The 13,677-nt window shown below is 65.9% G+C and carries 3 protein-coding genes (1 of these 3 cut by a window edge); all 3 read left to right on the top strand.

Annotated elements, in window-relative coordinates; all coding sequences use genetic code 11:
- The first annotated feature begins 7 nt into the window (after nt 1-7).
- The gene (locus AC1DB0_RS02210; protein WP_391432291.1) at nt 8-877 is read left to right on the top strand and encodes a hypothetical protein; all 870 of its coding nucleotides are present in this window, start codon (nt 8-10) and stop codon (nt 875-877) included.
- Nucleotides 870-2,576: a TolC family outer membrane protein gene (locus tag AC1DB0_RS02205; RefSeq protein ID WP_441370885.1), complete on the top strand. Its 1,707-nt coding sequence runs from the start codon at nt 870-872 to the stop codon at nt 2,574-2,576. The genes AC1DB0_RS02210 and AC1DB0_RS02205 overlap by 8 nt, the downstream gene beginning before the upstream one ends.
- 106 nt (nt 2,577-2,682) lie before the next feature.
- A protein-coding gene (locus AC1DB0_RS02200; protein WP_476756687.1) for a DUF4347 domain-containing protein crosses the window boundary here: on the top strand, nt 2,683-13,677 show its 5' end (the start). 21,396 nt of this gene lie beyond the right edge of the window; 10,995 of the gene's 32,391 nt are visible here — the first part of the coding sequence; its start codon is at nt 2,683-2,685; its stop codon lies off the right edge, out of view.

Below are 13,677 nucleotides of genomic sequence, written 5' to 3'. Positions count from 1 at the left end.
CCGGGCCATGCTGACCGCTACCTTGACTCCCGCGATCGGCCCGGCCGCAAGCCAACCCGGCGCCGAGCCGGAGATCCACATCCCCCTGCACACGCTGCGGGGGGAACGGCGGATCTGGGCGGATCGCCTGCTGTCTGTCTTCAAGGGCAGGCAGATAGACGGGGTCGAGTGGTCGATGAAGTTTTCGGCCGCGGGTCTTGTTGGCAACCGGTTCATGCTGGGCATCCAGCGTGAACACTGGCATCAGCTGGACATGGCCACGCTGTCGCAGGCGCTGGCCATTCCGCAATCCCTGTGGATGCGCGTGCAGCAAGACATGGAGCACGCACGCGCCATGTTCTTCGCTTACGAGCCGGACGGCGCGGCGGGCACTTACCGCATCTACCTGGAATTCATGCCCACGCCCGAAGCGCTGCGCCAGCACGGCGTGTTGCCCTTGGGCTGCGGCTACAAATGGCATCCGGCCACGCAGCAGGAAGCGGCCATTACCGCCTACCGCATGCGCTATCTGGCTGACCGCGCCGCGTTTGACGCGCATCTGGCGCCGCGTTTGGCCAAGCTGGCCAACCCCGTGTTGCGTCAGGTGGCCGAACGCATCGCGCAAGAGGCTTGCGAGCAAGCCGACCCCAGCGGCTTCATGTTTCTGGAAGTGGACGAAGCCGACACCCGTCGCGATTCGTTCACCGTCACCTTCCGCGGGGCAGATCTGCCTTTGCGAGCCTTCATCCCCGACCTGTTGCGTGTTGCCGCCAGCTTGGCGCTAGCCGAAAGCGAGGTCCTGGGTTTTCTTTTGCCCGACGAACCGCGCAGCCTGTACAGCCTGGCTGCCGGCGCCGCGCGGGACGGACACGAGTTTCTGACTGTCTACTATGACTGACAACGACAAGCTTCTCTTCCGCCCCGCGCCCACGCGCACGGGCATGATCGCGCTGGCCGTGTTGACGGCAATGGGTATGGCGGGCTGCGCCGCGCAAAAAAGCGCACCGGCCGCGAAGGCTGACACCGCGCCGATGTCGGCCTCGGGCGTCGCCACGCCGGGCGTCGCTACGCCGGGCGTCGCCACGCCGGTCACCGCCACCGCAGCGCCGGCAAGCGGCGTGCAGACCGAAAGCGGCACGTTGAAGATGGGGCAGCGCACGCCGGAGCAGGATTCCGGCTTCGGCAAGACGACGCCCAGCGCGCAGATGGATGACGTTGCGCCGTCGCCCGCGCCGCGTTTTGACGAAACCACCGTGCTGCCCGCGCCTGTGTCGTACCTGCCGCAAGACAACCCGGCGTACAACGGTGCGCAGCTGCCGGATCAAACCGATCCGATGACGCTTGACCAGGTTTACATGATGGCGCTACAGAACGACCCGCAATTGCAGGGCGCCTATCAAGAGTTGCAAGCAGTGGGTTACGGCGTGACGTCCGCGCGCGCGGGCCTGTTGCCCAGCGTCACCGGCGAAGTGAACCGCAGCCGCGTCAAGCAGAACGTGGTCGATAGCGAAAACGCCGTCTACCAGACGGGCCGCGCCAACTGGGCCGAGAACGGCTGGGCGCTGACCCTGAACCAGCCCATCTTTGAACTGGGCGCGTACCACAAGTGGCGCCAGGCGCAGGACGCCGAACGCAAGGAAGTGGCCAGCTACGCCTACGCGCAGCAAGATTTGATGCTGCGTACGGCCACCGCGTATCTCAGCGTGCTGGCCGCGCAAGATCAGGTGGAACTGACCGAGGCCGAGCGCCGCACCACCCAAAAGCAGATGGAATTGGTGCAGGCCCGCTATCACAGCGGCCAGGAAACGCGCGTGGGCTTAAGCGAAGTGCAGGCGCGTCTGGACATCCAGGACGCCAACACGCTGCTGGCGCGCAACGATTACCTGGACAAGCAGCAAGCCATTCAAGAAATCATCGGCTACGGCAACCTGAAGCTGCGTCCGGTGCGCAAAGACCTGCCCATGACCTTGCCTGCGCCCAACGACGCGCAAGCCTGGCTGCGCACGGCGCTGGACCAGAACTGGTCGATCCGCGCGGCGTCCGCCGGCGTGGCTGTGGCCGAAAAAGAAGTGGCGGTGCAAAAGGCGGGCTACTACCCCAGTGTGAACCTGCGCGCGTCCACCGGCCGCAACGAAACCGGCGGCAGCTTGTTTGGCGGCGGCAGCACCGTGGCCGATACCCGCTTCACCGTGAACCTGTCGGTGCCGATTTTTCAGGGCGGCTACACGTACGGCATGAGCCACGCGGCCGCCAGCCGCTTGAGCGCCGCGTCGTCCGACCTGAGCCTGACGCGCCGCAAGGTGCAGCGCCAGGTGTTCTCGTCATTCCAGAACATCGTCATCGGCGTGGACCGCATTCGGGCGCTGAACAGTTCGGTGGAGTCGTTTGAGCTGGCGCTGAAGCTGAAGGAAGAGGGCTTTACGGCGGGCTTGAACGATATCGTGAGCGTGCTGGACGCCTCGCGCAATCTGTACAACGCCAAGCGCCAGCAGGCCGAGGCTGGCTACAACTTTGTGTTGGACGGCCTGAAGCTCAAGCAAGCAGCAGGCACGCTGAACGCCGCGGATATCGCGGCGATCAGCCAGCAGATTCTGTAAAGCAAAGCAGAAAAGGCAGGACGTGCGCGGCACCACCCGCGCACGTGGGGAAGTTCAAAATCCTGGGCGCGTCCGGCGCCTGCAATAACAAATGTCGAGCGACGATATGAGCATGAAGAAACTGGCGCGCAAACTGTGGACCGGCCGTTCCTCTCGCGAGGTGCAGCAATCCTTGTTCCGCAGGCGGCCACTCTTCGAGGCGCTGGAGCGCCGTTATCTCATGTCGGCCGACCTGCTCGTGCCGCCGCCGCCTCCTACCAGCGACCAGGCGCCCGTCGTGGCGCCGGCCGATCCCGCAGCGGGCGCGCATCAGGGCAAAAAGCCCACCGCGCCCGGCACCCATCCTTACCTGGTGGAACGCGCGGCCTTCAAGGCCGTGGCGCAGCACAGCGAGATGCTGACGCTGGACCAGTACGCCAAGGCCAACGCCACGCGCCAGGGCGACGCCAAGGCGTGGCTGCCCGGGCAGGAAGCGAACGCGGCCAAGCCGTCGGCGCTGGCGGCGAACATTGCCGGCTACACCACGCAGTCTGAACAGACGCCGGTGCGCCAGATCATCTTCGTGGACCCGGCCGTTGATAACGCCGAGCAGATCGTGCAAGGCCTGTACGGCTTGATCAGCGGCAAGACCGAAGGCCTGGACGGCCTGATCAAGCCCACGGGCGAAGGCCCGCAAGTGCAGGTGCTGCGCGCGCACGACACCGAGATCATCGTGCTGGACGGCCGTTACGACGGCGTGGACCAGATCACGCAGATTCTGGGCCAGCACAAGGATCTGGCTGCGGTGCAGATCATGAGCCACGGCAGCGCCGGGTCGCTGACCTTGGGCACCGCCACGCTGGGCGAAGGCCAGCTCGACACCTACAAGGAACAGCTGCGCGCCTGGGGCGACGCGCTGTCTGACGACGGCGACCTGCTGCTGTACGGCTGCAACGTGGCCGCCGGCAAGGGCGGCATCGCCTTCGTGGACAGCCTGTCCGCCATCACGCGCGCAGACGTGGCCGCCGCGACGCACACGGTCGGCAGCGCCGCGTTGGGCGGCGACTGGGTGCTGGACTACCGCAACGGCGTCATCGACACCAACTCGGTCACGGTCGCCAGCTGGAACGGCGTGATGGCCAGCGCCACCGGCCTGCAATCGGGCGGCTCAACCTTGCAGGGCGTGGCCACCAACGACCACCTGATCGGCTACGGCAGCAACAACACCTTCGTCTTCAACAACAGCTCCACCGCTGCTGTCACGACGATCGAAGTGCGTCAGGGCATGAAGCAGGAAAACGGCGTCTGGGTGCGCAACGACGACGACGAGAACAGCAACAACACGCTGGACTTCTCGGCCATCAAGGGCAACGTCACCGCCATCATCAGCAACGACGACGCCTACCAGATTCAGTATTCGACGGTGGATGCCGCCAACGTCTGGACGCAGCACACCGTGAACGTGGTGTTCAAGTCGGCCGACGGCACACAAAGCCTGAAGATCGGCGGCAAGACCTTCAACCTGATTGGCACGGCGCTGGACGGCAAGACCTTGCTGGATTACAGCGGGTACGCCACCGGCATCACGGTGGACCTGTCCGGCCCCACGGCGGACGCCAATGGCGAAGAAGTTCCGCCGCCGCCGCCGACCGGATTCGGCTATGTGCGCGCGATCAGCGGAGTCAAAGGTTCGACGCAGGGCGGCAACAAGATTACGGTGGTGGGCGACACCACCGTCACCATCAACAATTCGCAAGACATCATCAGCGGCAGCGGCGGCGGCAACACCTACATCGTTGCAGGCGGCGCCATCGGTTTCACCCTGACCCAGCAGGCTGGCCAAAGCGGCAACACGCTGGACCTCTCCCAATATGGCGTTGACGTCACTGCCCGCGTGCAAACGAGTGGCGGCATTTCCGTTTACCTGGGCGCAGGCGTGGCCGCCGACGGCACCATCAACAACCTGAACGGCGCCACTGCGCTGGTCAGCAATCTTGATGTGCAGATGTTCTTCGGCGTGGCGGGCAAGACCACGCTGGACTACTCGGCCTATGAAGACAACGTCACCGTCAACCTGAACTTCCAGGACGGCAACACCGGCCTGTACGACGCCAGCGGCATGGCCGGCGTGCTGAACATCAGCAACGTCATTGGCGCGGGCGGCACCTACGGCAACGACATCGTCGGCAGCCTGGGCGACAACATCATTACCGTGGCCAACAGCCGCGGCCAGAACCGCATCAGCGGGGGCGGCGGCAACGATCTGGTGATCGGCAATCTGGCCACGGGCGGCGCCACCGAATACATCGCGGGCGTGGACAGCAACGCCACCCTCAGCGGCGACAAGACCTCGGCCACGCTGACGAACACGCCCGTGGGCGCGGGAGCCGCCACGACGGTGACCCTGCGCGGCGTGAACGCCGTGACCTTGCAGGACTATCGCACCATTGACCCCACCGCAGCGGCCGGCACGGCCGCGCACGCGGGCACCATCGTCACGCTGGACGGCACGAATTATCGCGGCGATCTCACTCTGATCGGCAGCGCAGGCGCCAACGTCCTGAAGGGCGGCTTGGGCCACAACACATTTACTGGCTACCAGGGCGCCAACGAGCTCTGGGCGCAGGCGGGCTCGCTCAGCAACACGCTGGACGAAAACGGCGAGTGGAATTTCACGCTGACGAACACGGGCTTGTCGGCCACGTATCAAACGGACGGCACGGCGCTGGCGGCGGGCCAGGCGAATCCGGTGCTGACGAACACGCTGCACGGCATCTTTAGCGATGCGCGCCTGAACGGCGGCCTGGGTTCGACGCTGATTGACGCGTCGGCCTTCAGCGGCAACACGGTGCTGGTCAGCGGCCTGATGGCCGGTGGCGTCATCAAGTCCGGCTCCGGCGCGAATACCAAGCATCAGATCATGCTGCTGGGCGGCCGCTACGCGATCACGGGCGGCACGGGCGCCAACGCTACGACCGAACTGGTTGTGGCGGCCGATGGCCTGACGGGTACTGACGGCGCGGGCTATGTTGCGCAGATGGCCGCGACGGGCGGCGTGGGCTACGTGTCGTTCGAGCAAACGGGCGGCACCACCTGGATCAAGCGTTCCGCCAGCGAAACGCAGGCCACCGCCTCCACCTACACCGGCATCACCAGCGCCCGCATCGTCAGCGGCGAATACGGCAACTGGATCGACACCTCGCGCTTCGCCGGCACGGCGGTGCTGGACGGCGTGGCCGGCCTGTCGAACTATTTCGTCATCAGCAACGCTTACGCCACGCAAGTGATCGGCTCGGCCGGTTCGAACACCATCGAGCTGTCCACGGGCGGCAAGAACGTCACGCTGAACAATAGCCAGGTCGCGATCAGCACGGGCGGCGTCACCGTCAACAGCGCATTCACCAACGTGAATGACTTCCGCTTTGTGGTGCAGGGCGGGGCAACGGCCAACACCGTGGACACCACCGCCTTCACCGGTGTCACCACGCAGACCTATCTGGCGGATTTGACGTCTGGCTACACGCCGGCTGAAGGCCCGGCGCTGGCGTTCGTGTTCCCCAACCACGCCAATGCGCGGGTCGATGTCGGCCTGGAAGGCGTGCGCACCATTCAAGACCTGCTGGACGCCATCGGCGCGGGCGTCATGGTGAACGCGGCGGGCGAACCCTTGCGCATCGCCGTCAGCGGCCCGAACGCGGGCAAGCTGATTCCGGATACCGACAAGACCACGCCTTGGGACTATTTGTACGCGCTGACGGCCAGCCTGGATGCCCAAGGGCGTTTGCAGGTGGCTTACAGCCAGGACGCGATTGCGGCCGGTTTCTCGGGCGTGTTCTCGCTGGCGCCGGGCATGCAGGCGGCGCTGAACGCCGACGGCACGGTGTCGAACTCCACCGTCAGCCTGTCGGATGCGGCCTACAAGCTGGGCCTGATTGCGGCGGGGCAGCTGCAAAGCAGCTCCACCAGCGGCGGTGTTCTGACCGGCGCGGCGCTGGCGATTGGCCATCAGACGGAGTTCGTGCTGGCGGGCACGAATTCCACCATCCGTTCGGGCGGCGGCGACAACACCTTTGTTGTCAACTATGGCCAAGCCGCGCTGAACACCGGCGCGGGCAACAACATCCAGACGCAAACCGCGGCAAGCAATCACCTGGTGGTCAACACCAGCGTGGGCGCGGTGCTGAGCAACGGGAACGTGCATTACGACAATGGCGGCGCCAGCACGTCGATTGTGAACTTTGGCGGAAATTCGTTCTCTGACGCCACCCTCATCGCCACCAACACCACGGGCGCGACCACGCTGGATGCGTCCACCTGGAGCAAACCCGTCACGCTGGCGACCAGCGGCGGTTACGACACGTTGATGGGCAACACCAGCAACGTCTCGTTCGTGGTGACGCAGCCTGCCGACACCACGGCAGGCACGGTCACGGTGTCGCTGGCGGCAAACACGGGGTCGGGCAACAGCCTGCAAGTGATGGCGCTGGGCGCGGGCACGGCCTTGTCGAACCTGATCTCGAACACCGGCGGCATTGTCGGCGTGACGATGGGCGCCAACACCGACAAGCTGGACTATGTGCTGGACATCGGCAACGGCACGGTCGACACGGCGCTCACCGTGACGGGCCGCAACGTCACCATCCGTGGCCAATCGTTCTCGGTACTCACTGACATCACGCTGGACAATGCCCATACCCTGCGGCTGGAAGGCGAGAAGATTACGGTGGGTGCGACGTCGGGCGCGAACATCGTGCTGGCGGCAGGCGCCGTCGAATTGGCGGCGCAGCGCTACCGCCCGTGGCGCAGTGGCTTCGCCCAGATCTACACGCTGGAAACCCGCATCACCATCAATAACGCCACGTTGTGGGCCAAGGACGCGGGCGGGTCGGGCGTCAGCCTGACGACCAAGATCGACAGCAAAGACTACGATCTGGACCCGCTGATCAAGAACGCCGCCAACCAGAGCGGCATCCTGGGCACCTTGGCCGGTGGCGTGAACTCCGCGTTCGACGCGCTGATGAAGTTCCTGGACGGCGCCAGCGCCATGGCGTCGTGGGCGGGCATCACTTATAAGTCGTCCATCAATGTCGGCACGCAGGCGCGGCTTGTGTCCAACAGCGATGTGACGATCACGTCCACCTCGTCGGCCACGGTTACGCTGAGCCCGCTGGTGGCCAAGATCGCCGGCATTGCGGTCGGTGTGCTGCAAAACTATTCAAACATCGACGTGCAAGGCACGGTGATTGCCTCCAAGGCCATCACCATCAAGTCTGAAGTCACCAACGAGATGTCCATTGCCCTGTTGCCGGGGCATATGGGCGCCGTGCCGGCCGTGATCGGCGTGGGCGTGGCGGTTGTGCTGAGCGAATCCACGGTGCATATCGGTGCGTCCGCGCGCCTGGAAACCGGCTTGCAGCACACCGCGAACCCAACGGCCAGCACCGTCAGCGGCGTGGGCGGCGACGTCACCATTCAGGCCATCACGAACCACAAGAGCACGATTTCGATTTCCGCCAATGGCGCGATGGCCGAAAGCGACGACACCCAGCCGGTGAAGGGCGCGGACGGCAAGATCGACCCGTCGAAAGAAACCGGCAAGTACAAGGCCAGCGTGGCCAAGGTGGGCGTGGCCGTGGGCTTTGCCTACAACCAGCTCACCACCGAAGCCTTCATGGACGGCACGATCGTGACGCGCAACGCGGGCAACGTCACCGTTGAAGCCAAAGCCGTGGACACGGGCAGCGCCATTGCGGTCAAGACCATTCTGGGCGGGCGTGCCGCAACGGGCAGCGACTACCTGTCGTCGGCGCAGCTTGAAGCCAAGAACGCCGCCATCGCCAAGACCGTTACCCCGGTGGTGGGCGGTGCGCTAAGCGGCCTGGGCACCGGCACGCAGTACGTGAAGAGCTTCTTCAGCGCGCTGGTATCCGATAGCCGCGGCGGCAAGTTCGGCGACAAGATCACGCAGATCAAGCAGGAAAAAGATTTCGAGGACCGCGCCAAGTACGACTCCGACATCCAGAAGGAAATCGACGAACCGTCCACCGAGTTCCAGGTGGGCGCGGCGCTGGGCATGTCGATGAGCAATATCACGACGACCGCCCGCATCGGTAACGGCATCAACGCCGCCACGGTCACCACGGCGGGCGGCGATGTCACCGTCAATGCGGTGACGCAGTACAACACCAAGCTCACGGTCATGAGCGGGGTGGATGACCAGGCCATCGCCGACAAGCAGGCCTTCCTGAACAAGAAAAACAACCTGACCACCAATCAGCCGGAACGCGCGGCGGGGCCGGACGGCTCCGACTTTGGCGCTGCGGCCGCGGTGATCATCGGGATTGACGACGTCAAGACGCAATCCAGCATCAGCAACCTGGCCACCATCGCCACGAATGGTGGCGATGTGGCCGCGACGGCCAGCACGCTGAATCAGATCGACCCGAACAAGCTGTGGCTGGTGAACCTGTACGCGCCGTTTGACGGCATCGACACCAAGTGGAACGCGGCTGATGGCACGACGGCCAAAATGTCGGTGGCTAGCGCTGCCGCCACCAGCTTCCTGAACAATCTGCAAGCCACGCTGACCAGTACGGGCGGCATTTCGTCCAGCTTCAGCAGCTGGGCCAGCGCCACCGCCAAGAGCAAGAAGCTGGCCCTGTCGGGCGCCTTCACCGTGCTGGTGCAAGACACCAAGACGCTCGCCAACGTGGCGGGCAAGATCGACACGCGCCTGGCGGGCGGCGCGGCCGGGGATGTCACGGTTGACGCCGAGAATTCCTCGCAACGCTTGAATCTGGTGGGCAACATCATCCTGCCGTCGATATCCATCGGCGGGGCGAAGTCGTTGCAAAAGGCCGATCCCAAGGCGGACGGCCAAAGCCGCATGAGCTACGGCAAGGACCTGGCCAAGGGCTTCCTGACGCCCAAGTACCAAGGCTTTGACTACGGCAGCAGCTCGAAGGAAGGCTCGGCGATTGGCGTGTCGGTGTACGTGAACGCCGCAAAGCACGACACGCGCGCGGTCGTCAGCGATACGGCCGTGATCAACACCGGCAAGCTGACGGTCAACGCCGACAACGAATTGATCTCGGTGACCTTGGGCGCCTCGGGCGGCCAGGCGAAGACCTTGGCTGTCAACGGCGTGGTGCTGGTCAATTCGACCAGCGCGACAACGTTGGCGCAGGTGGGGCGCGGCGCCACGGTGGACGCCAGCGGCGCGGCCGTCATCCAGGCGACAGACGCCACGTGGGTTGGCACCATTGCGGGTGCCGCCGCCAGTTCGCAGGCGGCGGGCGTGGGCATGAGCGTGTCCATCAATGATGTGAACCGCTGGACGCAGGCGCTGATCGGCGACACGCTGCGCGTGTCCGATGGCGCGCCCACCGGCTTGCCGGCCGGTTCGTTCTCGGCCGCGTCGCTGTCGGTGCGGGCAGAAAACAAGGGCTTTGTCGGCAACTTCGCCGTGGCCGGCTCGCGGGTGTCGAGCCCCGTGGCGGGTGCGGGAACGGGCACGGGCGCAGGCACGGGCGGCAGCGGTGGCAGTGGCGGCAGCAGCGGCGGCAGTGGCACCGATACGTCGGCCATCAAGCTGCCCGGCAGCCAGGGCGACGGGTCGTCGTCAACGGATGTGTCGACCAAGCTGGAGGAACTGAGCAGCAAGGTCGGCGAACTGACCCAGGATGCGGGCGCGGCGACGGGCGGCGGTGCGGGCGGCGGGGCCAGCAGCCAGCCGTCCAAGGCGGGCGTGGCGATTTCGGGCGCGGTGGCCGTCAACATGGTCAGCGACTTTGCCCAGGCCTACGTCAACGCGGCCGGCATGGTCATCAAGATCGGCGGCGAAGCGTCGATCACGGCATTGAACAACACGCACGCGCTGGCGCTGTCGGGCTCGGCGGCGTTGGCGCAGTCGGACACCGCGAAGTCGAACGTGGGCATCGCGGGCGCCTACAGCATGAACATGCTGGGCGGCGAAGCCCGTGCCGAAGTGATGGCGGTGGGGGAACTGGCGGTGACGGCCAATCTGGCTCTGGCCGCGCGTCGTACGGGCGTGGCGGTCACCATCGCGGCCGGCATGGCCGGGGCGAAGGGGCAGAAGGGCGTGGCGGTGGCCGGCTCGGCCGCCGTGGGCGTGGCGGACTACGCCAACATCGCCGTGCTGAGCAACGCGGCCAAGGTATCGGCGCGCGACATCACGGTGCAAGCGCGCGACCTGAGCGTGCTGGCCACCGTGGCGGGCGCCGTGGCGACGACGGACGGCAAGGCGGGCGTGGGCGCGGCCATTGCGGTCAATGTCAGCACCAGCAATGTCGAGGCGGGCATCCGCCAGGTGACGGACCTGCTGTACACGGGCCGCATCGACGTGTCGGCGGAATCCACCCAGGTCGTCGTCGGCTTTGCCGGCGCATTGGGCATGGCGCGCGATGGCGCGGGCGTGGGCGGCTCGGTGTCCGTCAACGTGGTGTCCAACCGCATTGAAAGCTATCTGATCAACAGCACGGTCACGCATAGCGGCGCGGCCACCGGCAACCACGACATCAACGTCACGGCGCAGGACAAGACCACGCTGGTGGCCATTACCGGCGCGGCGGGGGTGGGCAAGAAGGCGGGCGTGGGCATCGCCATCAGCTACAACGAGATCGGCAACGCGGTCACGGCGGGCATCCAGGGCTCGACCGTGGATACCCAGGGCCACGGCGCAGTGAAGATCAGCGCCGAAGACACGTCGTCTTTGGGCGGCGGCGCGGTGGGCGTCGGCGTGGGCATGGGCACGGCCAAGTTCGCGGGCGCGGGCTCCATACAAGTGAACCGCGTGAGCTCTGCCGTGGCGGCCTATGTGCTGCCGCGCTACGACGCCAATGGCGCGGTGGTGGCGCGCAGCAGCATCAACGCTACGGCGTTGACGGTGACGGCCACCGAGAACAACACGCTGGTTGCGGTGACGGGCGGCGTGGCGGTGGCGGCGGGCGGTTCGGTCGCGGCGGGCGCATCGGTCAGTGTCAACGAAGTCAGCTCGCGCGCCAGCGCGTTGATTGAAAACGCGGACGTGGATGTGGCCGGCAAGGTGGATGTGTCGGCGCATTCGTCGCCGTTGCTGGTGTCGGTGGGCGCGGCAGGCGCCTTGTCCAAGAATCTGGCGTTGGCCGGCGCGGTCAACGTCAACATGATGCGCGGCGCAACCGAAGCGCGCATCAGCGGCAGCACCATCAAGGCGGGCAGCCAGACGGGCTTCACGGGCGACGCGGTGCGCGTCAACGCCTCGGATGCCTCCGCGCTGTACGCCATCACGGTCGCGGGTTCCATCGCTACGCAAGGCGCGGCGGTGGGCCTGGCCGTGGCGGTCAACATCATGGGCGGCAACACCGCCTTTGACCGCAACCTGCTGGGCTTCAACAACACCACGCTGGCCGATTCCGGCGCGGCAGTCACGACCGTGGACGTGGCGGACAACGCGGGCGCAACGCCCAACCCGAAGGTCTCGGCCGCCATCCTGCGCAGCGATGTGCATGCGGTGGCCGGCAACGTCAACGTGTTCGCCGGCCTGGTGGACCCGATGGCGGCGGGCGGCAATGCGCAACTCAACGGCGGCGACCAGCTGTCGGTGGGCGGCAACGACATCAAGGTGGACCAGGGCGGCAGCACGCTGACCTTTACGGGCAACGCCGCCGCTGTCATCAACGGCACGCAAGACACAAGCGGCAACGCGGGCATGCCCGGCCAGACGGGCAGCACGGGCGGCGAGTTTTCAGGGTGGCAAACCGGCGACGGCATTTACCTGAGCGCGGGCGCGGCCAACATCAAGCTGGCCGATGGCTCCAGCCTGCGCAACGATCGCGTGTACTACGTGATCCGCCGCGAGGCCGCCAATGGCGAAGCCGTTATTCAGCTGGCGGACACGCAGGAAGACGCCTTGCGCGGCAAGGCGCTGCAATTCTCCAGCGTAAGCAATCTTGGCGCCGTGGGCTTTGCCCACGTGCGCATGCAGAATTCCACCAGCGTCAACCTGCAACCCTTCCACGGCGTGGATGCGGGCGTGACGCTGAACCCCGCCACCAACACGCTGACGCTGAACGCGCCGTTCGCGGGCGTGCAGGAAGGTTCGGCCATCGTGTATAGCGGGTCGGTGGGCAGCAACGGCCAGATCGACGACGTGCTGGCCAACCGCATCCTGGCTCAAGGCAAGGACGTGCTGAAGGTGGGCGTGACCTATTACGTGGTCAACCTGAGCGCCGATCAGACCTCGTTCCAGCTGCGCGACGGCCAGGGCAACCTGATCGACTTGTCCGGCGCCACGGTGGGCAGCGCCTTGCAGCGCTTCAGCGTGAACAACCCCGCGGGCGCGGTGCTGAATGCCGATGGCAGCCTGACCTTGCCCAAGGCGCACGGCTTGGCCACGGGCGACAAGGTGGTGGTCAGCGTGGGCGCCAATGGCGTGCTGACCGGCCTGGCGAATGACGGCGTGTACGTGGTTGAGGTGGTGGACAGCACCACGCTGCGCTTCAAGGACGTGAACGGCGCGGCCGTGACGCTGGCTGCGCTGGGCTACGTGGCCGAGTTCAACACCGGCACCAAGCGCTATGAGTATTTCCTGACGGATGCGGCCGGCAACAAGGTGCTGGACGCGCAGAGCAAGCCGGTCTCGGTCAACCCCGACGCGATGATCGCATTCACGCAAGTGGAATTGCAGCGCCAGACCTCGCAAACGACGACCAGCACGGGCAGCGACGGCACCGAGAACACCAGCATCACGCAAGGCACGCCGACGGATGCGACCCTGTCCGCCAGCAGCGGCAAGACGCAGGTGGCGGGCGAAAACAGTTTCACGTTCGCCGCCGACGCGGGCCTGGCCACGGGCGACACCGTGATCTACCGCAGCCAAGGCACGAACATCGCTGGCCTGGTCGACGGCCAGCGCTATTACGTGATCAACGCCTCGCAGGGCGGCACGTTCCGCTACCAACTGGCCAGCTCGCTGGAAAATGCCCAAGACGGCATCGCCATGCAGCTGGGCGCCACGACTGGCGCGGGCGGCATCAGCTTGCAGAAAGCGGTGGATCGCATCACCTCCGGCGGCTTGATTTCGCTGGACATCGGTTCGCTGACGCAGGGCCATGCCCTGACC

The organism is Achromobacter sp. 10T422 (assembly GCF_056394065.1).
This window is presented reverse-complemented; position numbering and strand designations above follow the sequence as displayed.